Here is a 22,319-nt window from a genome sequence, read left to right as displayed (position 1 = left end):
CCGGCTGGGCTACTGGCGGACTTGCGCGCGGCGAACGTTGCAGTCATCACCATGGCCGAAGGGATGGACTATCGGAAGCCCCCCACCGCCTGAATGAAGAGGAAGCCGATGATGAGAAGCCTGAAGATCGCTCTCGCCCTTGCCGCTGCCGCCGTCGGTTCGCAGGGCGCCATGGCGGCGCTGGCCGTCGGGGCCAAGGCGCCCGACTTCACCACCCGCGGCGCGCTGGCGGGGAAGACCTTCACCCTGACCCTGTCGCACCAGTTGAAGCGCGGGCCGGTGGTGCTTTATTTCTTCCCCAAGGCGTTCACCCCCGGCTGCTCCGCCGAAGCACGGGAATTCGCCGAACATATCGAGGATTTCAGGAAGGCTGGCGCGACCGTGATCGGCATGTCGGCCGATCCGGTGGACGATCTGGTCGCCTTCTCCACTAAGGAATGCGCGGGCAAGTTCGCCGTGGCGTCGGCTGGTCCCAACATCGTGTCGGGCTATGACGTGGCGCTGAAGATGCGGCCGGGCATGACCGACCGCACTTCCTATGTCATCGCGCCCAGCGGCCGCATCGCCTTCGTCCATAGCGAGATGAACTATGCCGGCCATGTGAAGAGCACGCTCGCCGCCGTCGAGGCGATGAAGCAGAAATAAGGGCAGCCGCCGCCCTGCAAAGCCGTCATGCCGAACTTGTTTCAGCATGACGGTAGAGAATGAACATATGGCAAGGGCGCTGCTTTCAGCTCAGTCCAAGCCGAACGATCCTATCCCTTCACATATTTGCCGAACCAGCCGAGCGTCGCGTCCCACGCGGCCTTGGCGGCGGCTTCGTTGTAGCTGGGGCGATAGTCGGCCATGAAGCCATGGTCGGCGTCAGGATAGACGGTGATCGCGTCCGGCGGCGACTTGCCCGCGATCTTCAGCGCGGCCTGCATCTTCTCGACGTCAGCCACCGGAATGCCCTTGTCCAGCGCGCCATATTGGCCAAGCACCGGGGCCTTGAGCCGGTTCACCTGCTCGATGACGCTCAGCGGCTGCAATTCGGTCTTGTCGCTGATCAGCCGGCCGTAAAATGCGACGCCCGCGTCCAGTTCCCCGCTGTGGGCGGCGTAGAGCCACACGACCCGCCCGCCCCAGCAAAAGCCGGTGATGCCGCGCCGCCTGCCGTCCCCGCCATGGCTGCCCGCCCAGGCATAGGTGGCGTCGATGTCCTTCAACACCTGCTCGTCGGAGGCCTTGGACACGATGGTGCCGACCAGTTGCCTGAAATCAGCCACCTTGGTCGCATCGCCATGGCGCGCGAACAGGTCGGGAGCGATGGCGTAATAACCCGCCTTCGCAAAGCGGCGGCAGATATCGCGGATCCATTCATGCACGCCGAAAATCTCATGCACCACGACGATGACGGGCGCAGCCTTACCGGCGGCGGGACGAGCGACGAAAGCAGGCATGGCAAAGCCGTCGCTCGCCCCGATCGAGACGCTTTCTTCTTTCAACCCTTCACCGGAGGTCTGGACCGCGCTGCTGGACACAGGCCGGCAGGCAGCGGCGAAGCCCGCAGCGAACGCCCCGCCCACCAGCAGCTTGCGCCGGTCGAGGCCGGTCGAACCGATCCAGTTGCTGTCTTCGGGCAAACGTTCCGGCTGATCCCGTTCATCGGTCATGCGCGTCTCTCCTCAAGCCATGGCGGGAGAGCCTAGAGCATCATGCAGAAAAGTGGGAACCGGTTTTCTGCATGATGCTCCAGGCTTTTGTTTTGCCGCGTTTTCCGAGCCAGCAGATCATTCTATCCGCCCGGAAAACGCTCCAGCCGCGCCCGGGCCTCGCGCAAGCCATTCTCAACTCAGGAAATCACCGCTCTCGATCCGTTCCAGCCTGACGACGTCGCGATTGTAGATATAGGTCCATGCCTCCACCGGCCCATGTTCGCCCAGGACGATCAGCCGTTCGCGACGATATTCATGCGGCTGGGGGAAGTGGGCAGCGCATTCCTCATAATCGTCGAGCGCGGCAAGCACCGCCTCCGGATCGGGGAGCGCGAACAGGTCGCCCGTCACGTCACCGGTCCCGCCAGGCACGAAGCCCGGATAGGCCGCCACGCGATAGAGCGCGCCTTGCGCGACGGCTGGGCCGACAGGACGGGCCGCATCGCCCAACCAGCGGGCCATCGGGTCGTCGCAGCCGGGCCGGAGCGTGCCGTAGACGAAGAGAAGCGGTTCCTTCAGACGATCACCCCGCAAATATTCCCGACTTGCAGGAAATTTGCCCAATTAGCGGAAAATTTCCCGCCCAAAAACGATGGATGGGCCGCGAAAATGCCTGAAATCGGGGCGAAATCGAAATTGGCACGGCTCCTGCAATCTTCCCGGCATCACGGCCGGACGGTCCGGCCAAGCACAAATCAGGGAGTATATCATGTTCGCCAAGCTTCAAAACGCCGCCTTTGCTCTTACCGGCGCCCTGCTGGTTTCCGCGCTCTTCATCGGCGCCGCCGTTCCGATCGCGCCGATCGCCTGATCCCGCCATATCTCTTCAAGAAGGCCAGATTCATGAACAACAGCTTCACCCTCGACCGCCGCAATGGAAAGATCATGGGCGTGTGCGCCGGGCTTTCCAACCGCACCGGCCTGGATGTCACGCTGATCCGGATTGCGCTCGTGCTGCTGACGCTGTGCGCCCTGGGTCCGGTCGGCGTCGTCGCTTATCTGCTGGCGGGCTGGCTGGCGGAGGGTTGATCAAGTCCCGCGATAATGAAAGAGCCGCCCATGGCAATATCCAGGGCGGCTCTTCCGATGTCCATCAAGGACTCTTTGGATCGGGTCATGTTGCGTTCAGGCAAACAGCACCGAATAGAAGGTCAGCATCTGCGCGCCGACCGCAACCATAAGGGCAACGCCCTGAACCGTATGTCGCATATCATTCGTCCTGCAAGTCATTGTTATTTATCGCCACCGGGGGCGAGCGGGCCTATGCGCCCGACATGATGTTGTAACAATCGCAAAGGACGATTTCGCAGTTGCAGCAAATGCAACAGTCGATGTTACTGCAAAGCCACAATCATGGCCTGCGCTGCGGCAGGGGCGCGGACCTTCGCTCCGCTGATGAAGAAGGCGTAGACATCGCCTCTGGCGGCCCGTTCGCGCGCCGCCTCCGCCCAGCCCTTGATCTCCTCCGCCGAATAGCCGGTCGGCTCCTCCTCCCGCGTGCGCATCAGACGAGCATAGGAAAAGCCGACCTCCTGGCCTTGCAGCGCTGGATATTCCGGATGGTCGGCATAGACCACAGCCGCGCCGGCCCGCCGCGCGAGGTCGAAAAAGACGGGATCATCGAAACTCTCATGCCGCACCTCCAGCGCGTGGCGCAAAGGCACGCCGTCGATGCTGGCCGGCAGCAGCTTCAGGAAAGCGCCGAAATCCTCCGCATCGAATTTCTTGGTCGGCATGAATTGCCAGAGGATCGGCCCCAACCGGTCGCCCAGCTCGACCAGACCCTGGTTGATGAACTTTGCAATGGATTCTCCCCCCTCCGCCAGCACGCGCCGATTGGTGCAGTAGCGCGACGCCTTGACCGCGAACTGGAAACCATCCGGCACGGCTTTGGCCCAGCCGGCGAAGGTCGCCGGCTTTTGCGTGCTGTAATAGGTGGCATTGATCTCCGTCGCGGTCAGATGCTGGCCCACATAGGCCAGTTCGTCCTTCTGCCGCAGCCCTTCGGGATAGAAGGTGCCGCGCCATGGTTCGAAGATCCAACCGCCGATGCCGACCCTGATCTTTCCGCTCATCCTGGACTCTCCTTTCCCGCCATCCTGATCGGCAAAGGCGATCAGAGCCAGAGGGAAAAGCTGTTGGCACCTATTGCGAACGAATCTTAATTGAGCGGCAACAGGAGCACAGAGCCATGTCCACAGACCTGATCAAGACCGCCACCTATCTCAGCATCCACATGACCGTGGGCTTCTCGGTCGCTTATCTGATGACCGGTTCCGTCGCCATGGCGGGCGGGATCGCGCTGATCGAACCGATGATCAACGCCGTCGCCTTCTTCTTCCATGAGCAGGCGTGGAAGAGGATCACCGCTCGTCCGCCACGCGGCGCGGGGCGGGAATGGGTTCGCGATCAGGCCGCCTTCGCCTGAAAGCCGCAACCTTCGACGGAATCCTGAGGGCGGCCTGCCCGTCGGGCCATGGCGCTGCCCATCATGCGCCGCTGCCGGGCAAGGGCGCAAAAACGATCCGCAAACGCCCGATCCGATCACTTTGCGGATCGAATTCGAAAAGGTCGATCAGGTCGGTATCGACATCGGGCTGGCCATGCCGGCTCCAGCGATAGGCGAAATGGGCAATCAGCCGCTCGGGCTGCGTCGGACTGACGTACAGGCTGTGCAGATCGACGCTGGCGCTGATCGTGTCCGCGAACAGCTTTTCGTAAAATGGGCGGACGGGCTCTTCCCCATAGACGGGCGAAATCACCGTGCCATCGGCTGCAAAGCATTGGAGCACGCCGTTCAGGTCGCCCTTTTCCATGGCGGACAAATAGGCGCGCACGATCCGTTCGCGACGGTCGGACATGATTTCCTCCTTCTATCGGGCTTGGTCTGTTCGCGGGCGGATCAGCCCATCTGCGGGTCCGGGGCGTAGGCGATGGCGCGCATCTCGACCAGCAGCAGCGGATGGGGAAGCTGATGGACGGCGACCGTCGTCCGGGTGGGGCCGGTCTCGTCGAAATATTCCGCCCACACTTCGTTGAAGCCACCGAAATCGTTCATGCTGACGAGAAAGCAACTTACCTCGACCAGATCCGACAGGTCGAGGCCGGCGGCCGCCAATATATCCCTGATATTCTCGATGACGGCGCGGGTCTGCGCCTTGATGTCCAATTGGGTGACGCCCATTTCATCGACATCGGAACCCTCGATGCTGTTGTCCGGCTTTCGCGCGCTGGTGCCCGATATGAAGATGAAGTCCCCGGCCCGCCGATAATGGGGAAATTGCCCGCGCGGCTTCGCCTTGCCCTCCACTATGCCGGCCGGCGCCGCCGCAAGACGGCCATTGGGTGCCGGCTGCAGGCCGATCTTCAATTCATCTGTCATCTTCATTGCACCGTAAACTCTATCGAACCGATCTTTCGAACGCGAAGCCCATGATGAACGCCTGGCCGCCCCGCTTGTGCCGGACGGGCCATTTGCTGCCAGAACCCGCCCCCGGGGCCTAGAGCCAATCGACATTCAGCCCTGACGGCCTGCAAATGACGCTTTTCCGTGCTTCCGGTGCTCACGTACTTTGAGTAGGCTGCGCGCCGGGTCACGGAAAACCACCATTTTCGGCTCGTCATCTTCTGAATGTCGATTGGCTCTAGCGCCTCTCCCGCCGCCGCCGCAAGCGAAGGGGGACAAGCGCGGCCTTCAAGCGCGAAGTCCGAACCGCCCGGCGCGTCCGGCGACATGGAGTCAAGGGAATGGCGATGCCGGCTGACGGCCATGGTCCGCCGGATCAGGCCAGCTTGAACTCGACCACGGCCGCACCCGCGCCATAGGTCGGCCCATAGCCATGGACATGGGCATTTTTGAACTCGCCCACGCCCCCCAACAGCCAGGCCAGATGCTTCATCCCCATGTCGGTCTTCGCCGCCGCGGCGAAGTCATCCAGTCCGGCGCGCAAGCGGTCCGCCCCGCCCTGCTCCATCGCGGCAAGCAGCGCGCGATTGGCGGCGTCGCTCTGCTCATCCACGATACGATCCTCGGCTATGTCGATATCCTTGTCGAAATAGCCGGCGGAAAGGCCGCCGACCGCGATCACCGCCGCGCGCTTGCCCTGAAGATCGGCCTGCTCCGCCGCCACCCGGCCCAGCGCCTCCGTCGTGGCGAAATCATGATAGAGATTGTTGGCGGCGACCACCGTCGGAATCGTTCCGCCGGGGTTGAGGAAGGCGTTGGCGACGATCGTTCCGCTGTCGATCGGAAAGCCTTCATAATCGACCGCCTTGGATCGATGGCCCGCCGCATTGGCCCCCGCGACGCACGCCTGGGCCAGCGAAACATCCGCACGCAAGTCCATCTGGAGGTCGCCATAATCATACCAGTTCTCATCGACATGGACGCCCGTGCTGTGCGGACGCGCCTGCCACAGTTCGTCCAGCACGGCGAACCATTGGGTCGAATAGATCAGCAGCACGTCCGGCCGGCTGGCGCGCAGCGCCTCGCCCGCCGCTTTCGCCGCCGTGGCGAGCGGAGCCCAGGGCGGATTGTCCTGGCGCAGGAAGGGCAGCGGATTGCCCGGCATCAGAAATGCGGAAACGACCGGCATGATATGTCCTCGTATCTCGATTGGGGCTCAGGCCGCCAGGCGCCATTCCATGACGGCGTTGCCGGTGCCGATGACCGTGCCGTAGCCGTGAAGCTCCGCAGGCGTGGTGGGATATTCCATGGCGGAGATCATCCAGGGGAAGGCCCCGGACTTCACTTCGGCAAAGGCTTCCTCCACCCATTCGGGGAACAGGCGCATCACCTCCCGGATCTCTCCCCTGCGCATGAGTTCGATCATGCGCATGTCCCATTTGTAGCCCTTGTAGCTTTGCGGATGCTCCCGGCTCATATCCTCGGGAATCTCCGGCTCCTCATGGAAATGATAGTGCGAGAAGGTGTTGGACGCGAGCAGCACGGCCCGCTTGCCGCTTTTCTCGATCGCCCGCCGCGTCGCTTCGCCCAGCCGCTCCATCTCCTCCACGCCCTCGTCGAGGGTCAGATAATAGGGCGAATTATTGGCCGAGATGCCGACGACCGGGATGTCCCATTGCGGACGGACCATGTGCAGCGTGGTGATCGTGCCATAATCCACCCGGAAGTTCGGATTGCGCATCATCTTGGCGGTCAGGCCAAGCGCCTGCGCCTCGCCGCAACAGGCTTCGGCAAGGTCGACGTCGACGTTCAGGTCGAAGGCAAAGCGGAAGAGATTGGGGAAGATCGGATCGACCGACTTGCCCGACAGACGCTTCACGCCCAGGAAATGGTGGCCGACTGTCGTAATCCAGTGCGGCGAATGGACGAGCAGCACGTCGGGCTTCAGTTCCTCGATGCTCTTGCGCGCCTTTTCATAGGCCCAGCGCAGCGGCTCCCACCCGCCCTCCGAGCGCGGCTCGTTCTGCGGGGGATTTTCGGCATAGACGAGATGGGGAGGATGCGGCGCCACGAAGCCCGCGAGAATCTTACCTTGGGACATGAGCTCTCTCCGATTCTCATTAAGTAAGAAAAATAATTCGTCTTGTAAGATTGGTATCAAGCCCGCAGGAAGCCGTCAACGAAAGTCTGCGGGCCTTGCAACGGGCCGATCATTTGGAACCGGGCAGCCCTTCATGGCTTCGACCGCTTCACATGCCGTTCCAGCATGCGGCGACCAACGACCGCGCCATAGACATTGCCCTGATCGTCGACACCCACGCCTTCGGCCCCGGAATGCCTGGGTTCCGCCGCTTCGGCATCCTCGATGAAGGCGTCGACCCTTCCGGTCCGGGCACTGCCGATGCGGATACCGCGACGGATGCGGGCATCCTGATTACGGCCCTCGACCGGACTGGATTCGGAATCCGCGACATAAAGCCTGTCCTTCCCATCGATATAGATGCCGCTGGGGCGACCGAACTGATGCCATTGGGCCAGGAACTTGCCGTCCTGGCTGAAGATCTGGATGCGGTTATTCTCCCGATCGGCCACGAACAGCCGGCCACGGGAATCGAGCGCCAGACTGTGAGGCTCGCTGAACTCGCCAGGACCGCTTCCCTTGCGCCCCCATTGCCCGATGAACTTGCCGTCCTTCGAGAATTTCAGCACCCGGTTGTTCTTGCCGCCGGGCGAATGACTTTCGGACACGAAGAAGTCGCCCTTGCGCGTGACCACGATGTCATTGGGCTGATCCAGAAAGTCTGTGGCGGAACCCAGCGCATCGTGACCCAGCGTCATCAGCACCTTGCCGTCCGGATCGAATTTCACGATCTTGCCGCCATTGTCGCCCGATCCACGCTCGGCCAGGAAAACGGAACCCAGGTCGGTGACCCACAAATTGCCCTGCGGATCGACGGTCGCCCCATGGGGGAAGCGAAACAGTCCCTGGCCGAATGCCTTCAGAAGACGGCCCTGCGCATCGAATTTCAGGATCGGCGGTTCGGGCCGGTCGATGCAGGAATTCTCATAGCAGCGATGGATGACGTAGATGACGCCGCCCGGCGCCGATTCCACCGCCGTCACCGCCGCCCATTTCATGCCCGCGGGCAAAGTGCCCCAATCCCGGGTCGTTTCATAAGGCTGAGGCAGGTCGTTGCGCGGAGCCGCATCGCGCGCGACCGCAACGGCGGGCAGCAGCATCGTCGCCGCGAAGGCCAATAATCCGGAACCCAGTCGCAATGTCGCCTCCTCCCATCGATGCATTATCCGACGCCATCACGCATCGGGCCGTCCAGCCGCCCCCTCCGTCAGCGGGGCGGGATTTCGTAGGTGACGGGCACCCAGGCATAGCCGCGTTCGGCCTTGCGGATATGCCCCAGTCCGGGAAAGGGCAGGTGCGCGGCGGCGACCAGATAGCGCCCGTCCGCTGCATCCTTCAGCGCCGCCAACCGGCTCGCCGTCGCCTTTGCAGGATCGATGTCGGAATACATGGCCACTTCCGGCAGCTCGAGCTGGACCTGCCCGAAATGCATGATGTCGCCCCAGAAGAACAGGCGCTCGCCCTTCGATTCCACCTCGAAAAAGGCGTGGCCGGGCGAATGCCCGCGAGAGGCGATGGCGCGTATGCCGGGAAGCACTTCCCCCGTGCCGTCGAAATATTGGAGCCTGCCGCGCCGGCTATAGGCGTCCATCGACTCCTTGACCGCCCGGAAGCGATATTTGCCAAGCTTGCCCTGATCCTCCGGCGCCTTCGCCGCTTCGGCCGGGTCCAGCCACAGCGCCGCATCGGTCTTATCGGCATAGACGGTCGCATTGGGGAAGGCCGGCTGCCCATCCTTCACCAGGCCGCCGATATGGTCGGGATGCATGTGCGTGATCAGCACGGCATCGACCTGATCCGGCCGGTACCCCGCCGCCCGCAGGCTTTCGGCAAGCCCGCCCAGTCGCGGCCCCAGAACCTTTCCGGCGCCCGTGTCCACCAGCACCAGGCGGTCGCCCGTGTTGATCAGGAAGGCATTGACGGACGTGGGCACGGCATCCGGCTCGAACCGCTTGCGCAGCATCGCGGCCACCTCGCCCGCCGTCGTGTTCGTCAAGAGCTTTGCCGGCGGGAAGTCGACGACGCCGTCATTGAGCGCCGTGATCTCATAGTCGCCCAACATCATGCGATAAAAGCCCGGCGCCTGGCTTTTCACCATCGGCACCTTCGCTGCCGGAGCCTGCGCCGCGCCACCGCCCGCCGCCGCCAACAGGGCGAGGGCGGCTGCCCGCCAGAACCGGCGACGCGCCTGCCCTCCAGACATTGCGGACCTTCGGCTCAAACGAACATCGGGCATCCACGTCTCTCCCTTCCCGGAACCATGCATGAAATATATTATCTCGATATGCAAGATATAAAAGTCGTTAGGTGAGAATTTATATCGCACGGCCACGGCTGGCGCTCGCGCGACGTCGCACGATTGGAAAGGACAAGGATTAAACAGCAGGCGCGCGATCCCGGCATCGGGTCGGAACCGCCCTGATTTCCCTCCTAACGCGATTTCTCAATCAGCGATCGATCGCGTCGCCTGGAAATCGCTCCGGTCAAGGGCTATGGCGTCATTCGTCCGGGGCGATATGGGAACCCGGCTTGAACGCGATGGCGGTGATCATGATCCCCTGATGGGGATGGGGCAGTTCCTTGACCGCGACGGTGTTGCGCGCAGGGCCTTCGAAGCCGAAATAATCGGCATAGACGCGGTTGAAGGTCTCATAATCGGCCATGTCGAGCAGGTGGACCTGAATATCGACGATGTCCGCCAGCGACGCGCCCGCCGTTGCCAGCATGTCCCGGATCGCGTCGAAGATGAAGCGCGCCTGCCGCTCTATGTCGATCACGACCTTGCCGTCTTCCCCGACGGTCGCACCCTCGAAACTGTCATCCGGCCGCCGCGCGCTGGTGCCCGAAATGAAGAGGAAATCCGCCACGCGCTTCAGGTGCGGGAAATTGCCGCGCGGCTTGGCGCGCGACGGGAAAACCCGGCTTTCGATCGACAGCGACCGTTCGATCTGGGTCACGCTGCCGGCGATCGCGGACCGCGCCTTCGCCAACTGCTCGTCGCCCAGCCGCGAACTGGGCGCCGACAGCGCGATCGCCGCCACCACCTGGCCCCGCATGTTATGCAGCGGCAGCGCGATCGAACGAAGCCCCTCCTCCCATTCCTCATTGTCCACCGCATAGCCCTGCTTCGCGATGCGGCCGAGTTCGGCCATGAGCTGCCCCGGATCGACGATGGTGCCGGGCGTGTAGCGCCTGAGCTCCGCATTGGCGAGGAAGCTGGCGCGGTGACTCTCGCTCATCGAGGCGATGAACAGCTTGCCCGCGGAGGTGCAATGAAGCGGAAACGGCTCGCCCACCGGATGGCTGATGACCAGCGAACGGTCGGGCCGCGCCACGGCCGCATTGATCGCCTGGTTCCCGCTGCGCGCGACGCAGTGGACGGCTTCGCGGAATTCATCGGCCAGAGCCTCCAGATGCGGATGCGCCGCATTCACCAGCAGCACGTCGCCTTCCACCCGGGCGCCAAGGTCGGCCAGGGCCGGCCCCAGATGGAAACCGCCCTTGCGCCCGCGCGCGACCGCGCCCTCGCCTTCCAGCGTCAGCAGGAAGCGATGCACCGTCGCCATATTGCTGCCCACCGCGCGGGCAACCTCCGTCGCGCTCAGATCACGACCCGCGCCCGCTATGGCCCGCAGGATCGCAAACGCCCGCGTCACCGAATTATTCTTCGGCGTTAGAACCGGTCCGCGAATGAATACTTCTCCCAATCCAAACCCAAGGCGCCACCCCGGGCGCGAAACTCCAGCTAGCAGCTTCCTTCCACAGGGGAAACCTTCCTGAACAGATGCCACGCACCCTGATTGCGCCTTGACAGACGCTGCAAATCACCATCATATCGCGATATAGGCAATTGAAATCTTATTAATTAAGATAAATAATGGCTATCATCAGGGCGCGCAACCGCCTGCTGCCACGGCGCTTTCGGAATAACAATATGTTAGGACGCGGGCCCTTTGCTTGAGAGCCTTATTCGGTCGACAATGGGCCCGGAGGGATGACTATGCGGCGCTGTTTCCTTGCCATGGCGATGCTGATCGGCTGCATCGGCTCAGCGCCCGTTCCCGCCCAGAAACCCGCCGCCGACGCCCCCCGGTTCGAACCCGACGCGCAATGGCCAAGGCCCCTGCCCGGCAACTGGATATTGGGCCAGGTCTCGGGCGTCGCCGTCGACAAGGACGATAATGTCTGGATCATCCAGCGGCCGGGTTCGCTGCTCGATGACGAGAAGGGCGCGCAGAAATCTCCGCCTGAGTCGCTTTGCTGCTCGGCTGCTCCGCCGGTCATGAAATTCGACCGGCAGGGCAATCTTCTCGCCGCCTGGGGCGGAGCCGGACAGGGCCATCCATGGGTGCAGATGGAACATGGCATCCATGTCGACGATGCGGGCCATGTCTTCATCGCCGGCAATCTGGACGGCGACCAGGTGCTGGAGTTCACCGGCGACGGCAAGTTCATCCGCCAGTTCGGGGCCGACGACGGCACCAAGGGGTCGAATTCCACGACGCGACTGGGACGCCCGGCGCATATGATGACGGACAGCGCGGCGAACGAACTCTATGTCGCGGACGGATATGGCAATCGCCGGGTGATCGTCTTCGACCTGTCGACCGGCGCATATAAGCGGCATTGGGGCGGCAGCGGTTCGGTGCCCAATGACGACAAGCTGCCGCCCTATTCGCCCGCTTCGGTATCGCAGGGATTCAACAACCCGGTTCATTGCGTGCGCATCGCCCGCGACGGTCTGGTCTATGTCTGCGACCGGGCCAACGACCGGATACAGGTGTTCCGCAAGGACGGCAGCTATGTGCGCGAGTTCAAGGTGGAGCCCCAGACGCTGGGCAGCGGATCGGTGTGGGACCTCGTCCTGTCCGAAGACGCCGCGCAACGCTATATCTTCGTGGCCGACGGCGGCAACGGACAGGTCGTCACCCTGCTCCGCCAGACTGGCGCGTTCGTCACGAAATGGGGCCGCGCGGGCCGCCAGCCCGGCCAGTTCAAGTCGATCCACAACATCGCGATCGATTCGAAAGGCAATCTCTACACGGCGGAAGTCGGTTATGGCCGCCGGGTGCAGCGCTTCAAACGCCAGCATTAAGCCCGGCGGGAAATATCGGCCTCGGCAGGGGAGGGGGCGCTCCTTGCCGCATCGCTCCTTTTAAGCGCGACAAGCCAGAGACAATCCCCGGACCGCGGACTTTCGACGGCCCGGATAGCGGCGCGATGACCTGACGGTCCGTCGAAGCGGCCGTTCGCGGGCAGCATCGCATCGCCCGCCGCCATGAACCGGCGCCCCTCCATCCTGCCGCAGCCGCCTGCAAAAGGCCCGCGACCGGCCGGAATGCGAAATCATGTTGCCAAGATTTGCGCGCGGGAAGAGAAAGGCCTGTCAAAGGAGACTATTTTGCCGCGCAGTAGCACCAAATCCCGGACCGTGACGATCAAGCAGGTCGCGGAGGCCGCTGCGGTTCACCCGTCGACCGTCTCCCGCGCGCTCAACCCAGCGACCCGCTATCTGGTCGCGGAGGAAGTGGCTGAACGCGTGCTCGCGGCGGCGCAGCGCCTTGGCTACCGGCGCAACCTGCTCGCCGCGGGCCTGCGCACCGGCCGCTCGCATCTTGTCGGCATGCTCGTGCCCGACATCGCGAATACCGTCTTTTCCCCGATCCTCAGCGGCGCGGCGGAAAGGCTTGCGGCGGAAGGCTTCTCGACCGTGGTTGCCGATGTGGGGCGGGATTCCAGCCGGCAGCTGGAGATCGTGCGCGAGTTGGCGACGCGGCAGATCGAGGGATTGATTTTGGCGACCGTCCAGCGCGACGACCCGGTCGTCGATTTCTGTCTCGAACAGGGGCTTCCGGCGGTTCTCGTCAACCGGGCGGAGGAAAAGCGCCGATTGTCGGCCGTCGTCTCCGACGACGCGCTGGGAATGCAACTTGCGGTCGACCATGTCGTGGAACTGGGACATCGCAGGATCGCACATCTCGCAGGACCGGAGACGGTGTCCACCGGCCATCTGCGGCGGCGCGCCTTTTATGGCGCGATGGAACAGCACGACCTTCGTTCGACCGAGCCGCTGCACGAAGCAGCCGAAGGCTATTCGCGGGAAGAGGGCGCGATTGCGACCCGCCGCCTGCTGGATCGTGACCCCGACATCACCGCGATCGTCGCCGCAAACGACCTTCTCGCACTGGGCGCCTATGATGCGCTGAAGGAACGTGGCCTTCGGTGCCCGGAGGACATATCGATCGTCGGGCATAACGACATGCCCATGATGGATCTGGTGACGCCGCCGCTGACGACGATACGCATCGGCCATAATGCCCTGGGGCGGGAGGCGGCCGACCTTCTGCTGCAACGCATTCGCGGGGATGATCCGGAGATCCGCAACATCGTGCTCGCGCCTTCGCTCGTCGTGCGGGAATCGACGGCCCGACCCCGGCAGGGGCAGGCAAAGAGGACGCGATCGGCGAAGGCGACGAGAACGGCCGTGGCGGGATAACCGGAAGGTCCAGCCGAACCGAGGCTGGACGTCAGGCATGGAGCGAAACGCAGACGGGTGAATGCCCAAGCCTTCAGGCGGGGCGACAATAGTTCCAGGAGAATAGCCGAAAGCCGACTGGCTCAATCCGCTGGCCGCGCGCGCCCAGATCGGCGCCAGCCACTATCCAACCGCCTCGCAAGGCATTGATAATGGTGACCCCTACGGGAATCGAACCCGTGTTTCAGCCGTGAAAGGGCCGCGTCCTAGACCGCTAGACGAAGGGGCCACATGCAGGTCCGCTTGGGCGTCGCTGCGAAGCGAGGCGGGCATTAGGCGGTGGCTCCGGAACGGTCAACCCCCTTTTCGTCATGAAAAGAGCGCGGGGCGAAAATTTGCCGATCCGCTTCTCAATCGGCCCAGGCGGCGTCCTCCAGATGCAGTTCGGCGGCAGGACGGGGGCCCCAATCGTCGATCTTCGCGCGGCCCGCTATCCACAGGCGCCGGTCGCGCGGCGCGCCGAGAATGGCCTGGCCCAGATCGGATTCCGCCTGGCGGAAGGCGATGGTCTTGATCGACCGGCCATCGTCGCCCGCCATGATCGCGCGCAAATGGCCGTTGCCGACGACATCGGCCTTGACCACCCGCATCGGGCCGGAGGCGATGAGCGGCGCAGGCCACCCCGCCCCATAGGGACCGCCGGCGTCGATGGCGGCGACGAAATCCGGATTGACCCCCGCAGGCGCCAGCACGGCGTCGATCAGCAGCGCCCGGTCGTCCCGCGCCCTCGCGACGGCGTTGGCGAGCCGTTCGTCGAGGAAGTCGGCCAGCGCATCCACCTTGTCCGCCGCGACCGTCAGGCCCGCCGCCATAGCATGACCACCACCCGCGACCAGCAGGCCGCTATCCTTCGCCGCCAGGATCGCCGCGCCCAGATCGACGCCGGAGATGGAGCGGCCCGACCCCTTGCCGACGCCTTCCTCATCCAGGGCGACGACGATGGCGGGGCGCCCCGCCTTCTCCTTGATGCGCCCGGCGACGATGCCGATCACGCCGGGATGCCAACCCGCGCCCGACACCAGCGCCACCGCCCGATTGCCCTGCGCCGCGAGCAGTTCCTCCGCCTCCGCCTGCACCGCCGCCTCTATGGCGCGGCGTTCCTCATTGAGCCGGTCCAGCTCCTGCGCGATCTTCGCCGCTTCCGCCGGATCTTCGGTGATCAGCAGCCGCACCCCCAGATCCGCCTTGCCCACGCGCCCGCCCGCATTGATGCGCGGGCCAAGCGCGAAGCCCAGATCGTGGCACAGCGGCGCCCGCGTCAGGCGGCTGGCGTCGATCAGGGCGGAAAGGCCGATATTGCGCCGCTTCGCCATGATCTTCAGCCCCTGCGCGACGAAGGCGCGGTTGAGGCCCTTCAGTTGCGCCACATCCGCCACCGTGCCCAGCGCGACGATGTCGAGCAGTTCCATCAAGGGCGGCTCGGCACGCCGGTCGAACCAGCCGCGCCTGCGCAGCACGCGGATCAATGCCGCACCGAGCAGGAAGGCCACGCCCACGGCCGCCAGATGGCCGTGCGCCGCCGCTTCCTCCGCTTCGTCCAGGCGGTTGGGGTTCACCAGCGCCAGCGCTTCGGGCAGGGCGGCGGCGCATTTATGATGGTCGACCACCACGACATCGACTCCTGCCGCCTTCGCCATGGCGAGCGCCTCGAACGCCTGCGCGCCGCAGTCCACCGTGACGATCAGCGTCGCCCCCTCGCCCGCCAGCCGCACCAGCGCCTCGCCGGAGGGGCCGTATCCCTCCATCAGCCGGTCGGGAATATAGGGCCGCGCCGCCAGCCCCAGATCGCGCAGCAGGCGTATCAGCAGCGCCGCGCTGGTCGCGCCGTCGACATCATAATCGCCGAAGATGCGCACATCCTCCCCGCGCACCACCGCGTCGGCCAGCCGTTCGGCGGCGGCGTCCATGTCTCGGAACAGGCTGGGGTCGGGCATGAAATGGCGGATGGTGGGGTTGCGGTGCGCCTCCACCGCCTCACGCGGGCAACCGCGCGCCAGCAGCAATTGCGTGACCAGATCGTCGGGCCGATAACCGGGATCGCGCCCATCGCCATTGCCCCCGCGCCACCGCCAGGGCTGGCCAAGGATAGAGCGGGTGATGTTGAGCGCGATGGTCATGCCGCCGGTCTAGACCGGTTGGGATTCGGAGGGAAGCACCTGCCTTCATGACGCAGGCGGAACCGAAGCAACCGCTTGCGCGTATTGGCTGTTCGCGCCCTGCACGGGCGAAGGACAAAAGGGGCAAAGCGGGTTTCCATGGGTTCAAGGCAGAAGCGGGTCCGGCGAGCCTTGGGTCTGATGATGATGGCGGCCTCTCCCCTCCCCCTGATGGCGCAGACGCCTTCGCCGCAACAGCAGGAAGAACCGATCCTGCCCGACAGCGAGTTCGAGGCGCGCCTGCCCAGGACGGGGGAAACGCCAACGGGCACCGGCGCGCCGCTGCCCTCCATAGACCAGTGGATCGACCAGCAGATGCCCGAAGCCGGCGCGGCGCAGCAACTGCCCCCGGCGGTCGAGCCGCAGGAGGAGCGTGAACTGGCCCAGCCGCTGCCGCCGCTCGACAGCGTGCAGGTGCCGGCGCAGGTCGCGACTGACGGCAACCCCGATGAAAAGACCCAGGCGGTGCGTTATTCGGTGGCGTTGGAGGGCTTCGGCAAGACCGGGCTGGAGCCGGCGTTCCGCGATTCCTCCGCCCTGATCGACGGCGGCGGCAAGGCCGACACGGCGGCAATGGTGCAGGCCCGGGCCCATGAGGATGAGGCGCTCGCCATAAGGCTGCTCTATGCTGAGGGCTATTATGACGCGACCGCGCTCGCATCGCTCGACCAGACGGGCGACGGGGCATTGAAGGCCGTCCTCTCGGTCACGCCGGGCAAGCGCTACAGGATCGGGGACATCGTCATCAACGCCGGGCCGACCGTGCCGCCCGGCCTGATCCGCGACAGCCTGCCGCTCAAGACCGGCGACTATATCGTCGCGGCGGCGGTCGAGGGGGCGGAGGCCAATGTCGGCGTCAAGCTGCCGGAAAATGGCTATCCCTTCGCGAAGGTCGGGCAGCGGGACATATTGCTCGACCCCGCGACGGTGACGGGAGACTATACCCTGCCGGTGGAGACGGGCCCGCGCGGATCGTTCCGGGGGATCACCACCACGGGCGAGAAGCAGGCCTTCGGCGCCGATCATATGAAGGTCATCAGCCGATTCAGGCCGGGCGAGCTTTACGACAGCCGCAAGGTCGACGACCTTCGCCGGGCGCTGGTGGCGACGGGGCTGTTCTCCAGCATCTCGGTCGATCCGGTCAGGACCAGCGAGCCAGGACCGGACGGCACCGAATATGTCGACCTGGAAGTCGCGCAGGAGGCCGGCAGGCCGCGCACGCTGGCGGGCGAGCTGGGCTATGGCACCGGCCAGGGCTTCCGCGCGGAGGGAACATGGACCCACCGCAACCTCTTCCCGCCCGAAGGCGCGCTGATCGCCAGCGTGATCGCCGGAACGCAGGAACAGGGCGCGTCAGGCACCTTCCGCCGATCCAATGCGGGCAAGCGCGACAAGACCTTCCAGACCGGCATCACGCTCAATCACCAGAATTACGACGCCTATGAAGCCTATACGGCGGGTCTCAACATCGGCTGGTCGCGGCAGTCGACGCCGATCTTCCAGAAGCGCTGGACCTACAGCTATGGCGCGGAAGTGCTGCTGACCAACGAACAGGTGGTGGTCGATCCGGCGACGGCGGACAAGACGCGGCGGACCTATTTCATCGGCGGCCTGCCGGTGCAACTCGGCTATGACCGGTCCAACGACCTGCTGAACCCGACCAGGGGTTTCCGCGCCAATCTGCGCGCGGAACCGGAAGGATCGTTGCAGGGCAGCTTCTCCCCCTATCTGCGCGCGACATTCGACCTCACCGGCTATTATCCCTTGTCGGACAGCCTGGTGATCGCCGCGCGCACGCGGGTCGGCACGATCAGCGGGGTGAAGCGCGACGATGTGGCGCCCTCACGGCGGATCTATGCCGGCGGGGGCGGGTCGGTACGCGGCTATGGCTATCAGGAACTGGGGCCGAAGGACGCGAACAACGATCCGATCGGCGGCCGGTCCGTCAATGAATTTGCGGTCGAGGGCCGCTATCGCTTCGGGGACTATGGCGTGGTCGCCTTCGTCGATGCGGGCCAGGTCTATGAAAGTTCCATGCCGCAATTTTCCGACATCCGGTACGGCGTGGGCGTCGGCGGCCGCTTCTACACCAATTTCGGTCCCTTCCGCGCCGACATAGCCATGCCGATCAACCGGCAGCCGGGCGAATCCAAATTCGCGCTTTATATCGGCATCGGACAGGCATTCTGATGGCTGAGGAAACCGCCACTGTCGTCGTCAGGCGTCCCCTCTGGCAGAGGATCGTCCTGTGGGTCGTCGGACTGGTCGTCGCCCTGATCGTGCTGGTCGCCGGGCTGCTGCTGTTCCTGAACACCCAGCCGGGCAAGAAATTCCTGATCCGACAGATCGCCGCGCTGAAGCTGGAATCCGGCATGGGCATATCGGTCGGCCGGATCGAAGGGTCGATCTACAGCGACATGGTGATCCACGACCTGGTGCTGCGCGATCCCAAGGGGCCGTTCGCCGCCTCCCCGCGCGTCCATGTGGTATGGAGCCCGTTCCGCTACATCGACAACCATATTTCGGTGCGGCTGCTGGAAAGCCCGCTGGTGGTGCTGGCGCGCAGCCCGCAGTTCAACGTGACGAAAAGCGATCCCAATGCGCCGATCCTGCCCGACCTCGACATCGACGTCGATCGGCTGAAGATCGCGAGGTTCCTCGTCGCCAGGCCGGTGATCGGCCAGAAGCGGGAGATCGCCATCGACGGCGTGACCCATATCGCGGACGGCCGCGCCATATTGTCGGCCAATGCGGTGGTGGACAGCGGCGACCGCCTGCAGGCCAATCTGGACGCCGTGCCCGCGCAGAACCGCCTGTCCATGAAGGGCACGCTGACCGCGCCGAAGGGCGGCGTCATCGCGGCGATGAGCGGCCTGACCGACGGCTTCACCGCGACGCTGGACGGCCGGGGCACGTGGCAGGCGTGGAACGGGCGGCTGGTCGCGACGTCCGGCAAGGGCGAGTTGGCGAATATCGCGCTCGCCGCTCGCGACGGCAATTTCACCGCCAGGGGCCCGCTGCGGCCCGGGCTGGTCTTTGCGGGGACCGTCGACCGGCTGACGACGCCGTCGCTTGACGTCGACCTGTTCGCGGGCCTGAACGAGCGGCGGGTGAACCTCAAAGGCTCGCTGAAATCCCCCGCCCTGTCCGCCACCGCGCAGGGTCTGGTCGACCTTGGCCAAAGCCGGTTCAGCGCGCTCAGGATCGACGCCGCCCTGCTCACCCCCGGCGCGATCATGGAGAAGGTGAAGGGCCGCGATGTGCGCGCTTCGGTGATCCTCGACGGGCCGATGGCGACGCCCTTCATCGACTATGACATCACGGCGAAGCATATCGCCTTCGACGCCACGGGGATCGAAAATCTGAAGGCCAGCGGGCGCGCCGTGATCGACGCCCACCGCATCCGCATTCCGGTAAGCGCCACCGCCAGCCGCGTCACCGGCCTCAATGCCGCGGCGGGCGGCCTGCTCAACAATCTGCGGGTGAAGGGCGACTTCGCCTATGCCGCGGGCAAGCTCATCAGCGACAATCTGAAGATCGACAGCGACCGGGTGGACGCCACCGCCATCGTGCTGGCCGACATGGAAAACGCCATCTATCGCGGCGCGCTCAAGGGCCGGGTCAACGACTACAGGATCGACGGCGTCGGCATCGTCAATCTCAACACCGATGTGAAGCTGGTGCCGGGGCCCCGGGGCGGCTTCGGCCTGTCCGGCCGTTTCGGCGTCCGCACGGCCCGTTGGGAGAACGCCTCCGTCCGCGATTTCCTGGGCGGCAATGCCGTCGCCTCCGGCAGCATCGGCATGACGCCGGAGGGGAAGTTCACCCTCACCGGCCTGAAAGGCGCGGCGCCCAATTTCCGGATCCACAGCGGTTCGGGCAGCTATGATACCGACGGTCGGATCGCCTTCGACGCCAGGGCGACGTCCAACCAATATGGCCCGCTAGCGCTGACCGTGCGCGGCACGATGGAGCGGCCCAATGCCGTGCTCCGCGCCGCCCGGCCCAATGTCGGCGTGCAGCTTTACGACGTGGTGGCGAAGCTGAATGGCGAAGCGGCGGGCTATCGGCTCGAAGCCACGGGCGGGTCCGCCTATGGCCCCTTCTTCGCCAATGTGCTGATCCGCACTGCCAGCGGGCCGCTCACCATCGACATAGCTAGGGCGCGTTTCGCCGGCATCGACATGAACGGCCGCGTGCAGCAGAGCGCCGCCGGTTCCTTCGCCGGGCAACTTGCCATGAACGGTTCCGGCATCACCGGCGCGGTCCGGCTGATGGCGGTTGGCAAGGCGCAGGGCGCGCAGTTGAGCGCCACCGCCAGCAATGCGAAACTGCCGGGCGAAGCGGATGTGGTGATCGGCCGGGCGCTGATCACGGCGAACATGGTGCTGACCGAACAGCCGCAGATCAACGCCGACGTGCAGATGGCGAACGCCGCCTATGGCGACTATATCGTGCGCAAGGCGCGCGGCCGGATCGACTATCGCGGCGGACGCGGCCGGGCGCAGTTGGTCGCTGACGGATCGACCGGCGTGCCCTTCTCCATCGCCATGAACGCCGCGTTGCGCCCGACACTCTATGCCGTCGCGCTGGAGGGACGGGCGAGCAACATCCCCTTCCGCTTCGCCCGGCCTGCCATCATCCGGATCGAGAAGGAAGGCTATCGCCTCGAACCCTCAACGCTGGTGCTGCCGCAGGGCCGGGTCGACCTGGCGGGGCGCTTCGGCCAGCAGACGGCGATGCAGGCGCGGTTCAAGGATTTCGACCTCGCCATCGTCAACATGGCCTCACCGGGATTGGGAATTGGCGGGAAAGCGACCGGCACGCTGGATTTCGCGCAGAATGGCTCCGCCTTCCCCACCGCGACCACACGCCTCGCGATCAACGACTTCCGCCGCTCCAGCCTGACCGCCGTGTCCGATCCGGTGTCGATGGCGATCGAGGGCAAGCTGTCGAGCGCAGGCGGCGACATGCGCGGCCTCATCCGGCGCGGCAATGCGACGCTGGGCCGTTTCGTTGCGACGCTGGCGCCGCCGGGACCGGGGGCGAGTTGGGCGCAGCAATTGCAATCCGCGCCCTTGGGCGGCGGCATCCGCTATGCCGGGCCGGCCGATGTGCTGTTTTCCTTCGCCGGGCTGGCCGACCAGCAATTGACGGGGCCGATCGCCGTCGCGGCGGATTTCGGGGGGCGGCTGACTGCCCCGCGGCTCAACGGGCTGGTCCGCGCCAATGCCCTGACCTATGAGAATGAGACCTTCGGCACGCGCGTCACGCAGATGCGGCTGGATGGGCGCTTCACCAATGACCGGCTCGACCTGCGCGACTTTTCCGGGCGGGCGGGCGAAGGCACGGTGCAGGCCAGCGGCACGGTGGGGCTGGCGGCGGAGAGCGGCTATCCGATGAACATAACCGTGAAGCTGAACCGCGCCCGCCTCGCCCGCAGCGAAGCGATCACCAGCGTGGTCAGCGGCACGCTGGCCATCACCAACAGCCCGGCCAATGGCGGCCTGATCAAGGGCGACCTTTCGCTTCCGGAAACGCGCTACCGCGTCGCCTGGCAGGGGGGCAGCGACATTCGCCAGTTGACGGGCGTGCGCCGCAAGGGCGAAGGGACCGACCTGCTCGACCAGCGCCTTGCGGCACGGCAGGCGGCCGCCAGGCCCACCCCATGGAGGCTGGACGTGCGCGTTCGCGCCGACAACGAAATCTATGTGACCGGCATGGGCCTCGATTCCGAATGGAAGACGAACATGCGCGTCACCGGCACCGCGAACGATCCGCGCGTGGTCGGCAAGATCGAGGTGATACGCGGCCGCTACAGCTTCTCGGGCCATCAGTTCGATCTGGAGCAGGGCATCATCACCTTCAACGGACCGATGATGAATCCCACGCTGGCGATCCGCGCCGAAACCCGGATCGACGATGTGACGGCAGGCATAGCGGTGGGCGGCACGGCGCAACGGCCCGACATCGCCTTCGTTTCCACGCCGACGCTGCCGCAGGACGAGATATTGGCGCGCATCCTGTTCGGGGACAATGTGGCGAACCTGTCGGCCACCCAGGCGATCCAGTTGGCGGCGGCGCTCAACGGTCTGCGTGGGGGCGGAGGCGGGCTCAATCCCATGGGCAAGCTGCAAAATGCGTCGGGCGTCGACCGGATCGGCATCGTCGGCGGCGACGAGGCGACGGGACGCGGCACCTCCCTCGCCGTCGGACAGCATATCTCCAACAACATCTATGTGGAGGTGATCACCGATCCCAAGGGTTTCACCGCCACCCAGCTCGAAATCTCCCTGTCCAAGACGCTCAGCCTTTTGTCGAAGACCGGCACCAATGCGGGTTCTTCAGCCAATCTGCGCTATTCGAAGGATTATTGACGCCATCG

The 22,319-nt window shown here is 65.0% G+C and carries 18 protein-coding genes and 1 tRNA gene; 7 read left to right on the top strand and 12 right to left on the bottom strand.

Translation table 11 applies throughout. The features are described from left to right. Positions 1-111 precede the first annotated feature (111 nt). Positions 112-645, top strand: a complete 534-nt coding sequence (locus A0J57_RS16575; protein WP_061937974.1) for a peroxiredoxin — start codon at positions 112-114, stop codon at positions 643-645. 110 nt (positions 646-755) lie between these two features. Here A0J57_RS16575 and A0J57_RS16570 read toward each other — a convergent pair whose 3' ends face one another. Continuing rightward, positions 756-1,655: a dienelactone hydrolase family protein gene (locus tag A0J57_RS16570; RefSeq protein WP_061937910.1), complete on the bottom strand. Its 900-nt coding sequence runs from the start codon at positions 1,653-1,655 to the stop codon at positions 756-758. 174 nt (positions 1,656-1,829) lie between these two features. Next, on the bottom strand, positions 1,830-2,216 hold the full coding sequence (locus A0J57_RS16565) for a gamma-glutamylcyclotransferase (protein WP_101756478.1): 387 nt from the start codon (positions 2,214-2,216) through the stop codon (positions 1,830-1,832). A 324-nt stretch (positions 2,217-2,540) separates the two neighbouring features. Here A0J57_RS16565 and A0J57_RS16560 point away from each other — a divergent pair, with 324 nt between their 5' ends. Then, positions 2,541-2,726, top strand: a complete 186-nt coding sequence (locus tag A0J57_RS16560; protein ID WP_048575843.1) for a PspC domain-containing protein — start codon at positions 2,541-2,543, stop codon at positions 2,724-2,726. Positions 2,727-3,031: 305 nt separating this feature from the next. Here A0J57_RS16560 and A0J57_RS16555 read toward each other — a convergent pair whose 3' ends face one another. After that, complete coding sequence (locus A0J57_RS16555; protein WP_061937907.1) at positions 3,032-3,772, bottom strand: DUF72 domain-containing protein; 741 nt, start codon at positions 3,770-3,772, stop codon at positions 3,032-3,034. Between the two features lie 116 nt (positions 3,773-3,888). On the opposite strand from A0J57_RS16555, the gene A0J57_RS16550 reads away from it, so the two are divergent. Further along, complete coding sequence (locus A0J57_RS16550) at positions 3,889-4,125, top strand: DUF2061 domain-containing protein (RefSeq protein WP_061937904.1); 237 nt, start codon at positions 3,889-3,891, stop codon at positions 4,123-4,125. A 61-nt stretch (positions 4,126-4,186) separates the two neighbouring features. Here the strand turns inward: A0J57_RS16550 and A0J57_RS16545 are convergent, their stop codons facing one another. The 7 genes from A0J57_RS16545 to A0J57_RS25390 form a co-directional block, all read right to left on the bottom strand. Next, positions 4,187-4,558 carry a nuclear transport factor 2 family protein gene (locus A0J57_RS16545; protein WP_061937901.1) on the bottom strand — a complete coding sequence of 124 codons (372 nt, stop codon included), beginning with the start codon at positions 4,556-4,558 and terminating at the stop codon, positions 4,187-4,189. A gap of 41 nt (positions 4,559-4,599) precedes the next feature. After that, positions 4,600-5,085, bottom strand: coding sequence for a RidA family protein (locus A0J57_RS16540; RefSeq protein WP_229742342.1), 486 nt, complete (start codon positions 5,083-5,085; stop codon positions 4,600-4,602). A 394-nt stretch (positions 5,086-5,479) separates the two neighbouring features. After that, on the bottom strand, positions 5,480-6,292 hold the full coding sequence (locus tag A0J57_RS16535; RefSeq protein WP_061937899.1) for a tRNA U-34 5-methylaminomethyl-2-thiouridine biosynthesis protein: 813 nt from the start codon (positions 6,290-6,292) through the stop codon (positions 5,480-5,482). A gap of 27 nt (positions 6,293-6,319) precedes the next feature. Beyond that, the gene (locus A0J57_RS16530; RefSeq protein WP_061937891.1) at positions 6,320-7,204 is read right to left on the bottom strand and encodes a tRNA U-34 5-methylaminomethyl-2-thiouridine biosynthesis protein; all 885 of its coding nucleotides are present in this window, start codon (positions 7,202-7,204) and stop codon (positions 6,320-6,322) included. A gap of 131 nt (positions 7,205-7,335) precedes the next feature. Then, positions 7,336-8,406: a peptidyl-alpha-hydroxyglycine alpha-amidating lyase family protein gene (locus A0J57_RS16525; RefSeq protein ID WP_101756476.1), complete on the bottom strand. Its 1,071-nt coding sequence runs from the start codon at positions 8,404-8,406 to the stop codon at positions 7,336-7,338. Between the two features lie 44 nt (positions 8,407-8,450). After that, complete coding sequence (locus A0J57_RS16520) at positions 8,451-9,446, bottom strand: MBL fold metallo-hydrolase (RefSeq protein ID WP_061937887.1); 996 nt, start codon at positions 9,444-9,446, stop codon at positions 8,451-8,453. 295 nt (positions 9,447-9,741) lie between these two features. Next, on the bottom strand, positions 9,742-10,899 hold the full coding sequence (locus A0J57_RS25390) for an IclR family transcriptional regulator C-terminal domain-containing protein (RefSeq protein WP_137710225.1): 1,158 nt from the start codon (positions 10,897-10,899) through the stop codon (positions 9,742-9,744). Positions 10,900-11,243: 344 nt separating this feature from the next. Here A0J57_RS25390 and A0J57_RS16510 point away from each other — a divergent pair, with 344 nt between their 5' ends. Next, on the top strand, positions 11,244-12,338 hold the full coding sequence (locus A0J57_RS16510) for a hypothetical protein (protein ID WP_201030944.1): 1,095 nt from the start codon (positions 11,244-11,246) through the stop codon (positions 12,336-12,338). Between the two features lie 306 nt (positions 12,339-12,644). Further along, positions 12,645-13,739: a LacI family DNA-binding transcriptional regulator gene (locus A0J57_RS16505; protein ID WP_037482940.1), complete on the top strand. Its 1,095-nt coding sequence runs from the start codon at positions 12,645-12,647 to the stop codon at positions 13,737-13,739. 192 nt (positions 13,740-13,931) lie between these two features. Here the strand turns inward: A0J57_RS16505 and A0J57_RS16500 are convergent. Beyond that, a tRNA-Glu gene (locus A0J57_RS16500) sits at positions 13,932-14,007 on the bottom strand. 121 nt (positions 14,008-14,128) lie between these two features. Further along, positions 14,129-15,895, bottom strand: a complete 1,767-nt coding sequence (gene recJ / locus A0J57_RS16495) for a single-stranded-DNA-specific exonuclease RecJ (RefSeq protein WP_061937882.1) — start codon at positions 15,893-15,895, stop codon at positions 14,129-14,131. Between the two features lie 138 nt (positions 15,896-16,033). On the opposite strand from recJ, the gene A0J57_RS16490 reads away from it, so the two are divergent. Together A0J57_RS16490 and A0J57_RS16485 are read left to right on the top strand one after the other, a co-directional pair. After that, positions 16,034-18,124 (top strand): autotransporter assembly complex family protein, encoded by a 2,091-nt coding sequence (locus tag A0J57_RS16490; RefSeq protein WP_061937879.1) that lies wholly within the window; start codon positions 16,034-16,036, stop codon positions 18,122-18,124. Then, on the top strand, positions 18,124-22,311 hold the full coding sequence (locus tag A0J57_RS16485) for a translocation/assembly module TamB domain-containing protein (RefSeq protein ID WP_061937875.1): 4,188 nt from the start codon (positions 18,124-18,126) through the stop codon (positions 22,309-22,311). Before A0J57_RS16490 ends, A0J57_RS16485 begins: the two co-directional genes overlap by 1 nt. The last annotated feature ends 8 nt before the right edge of the window (positions 22,312-22,319 follow it).

Origin of the sequence: Sphingobium sp. 22B, from assembly GCF_001580035.1 — a bacterium.
GTDB lineage: Bacteria > Pseudomonadota > Alphaproteobacteria > Sphingomonadales > Sphingomonadaceae > Sphingobium > Sphingobium fuliginis.
This window is presented reverse-complemented; position numbering and strand designations above follow the sequence as displayed.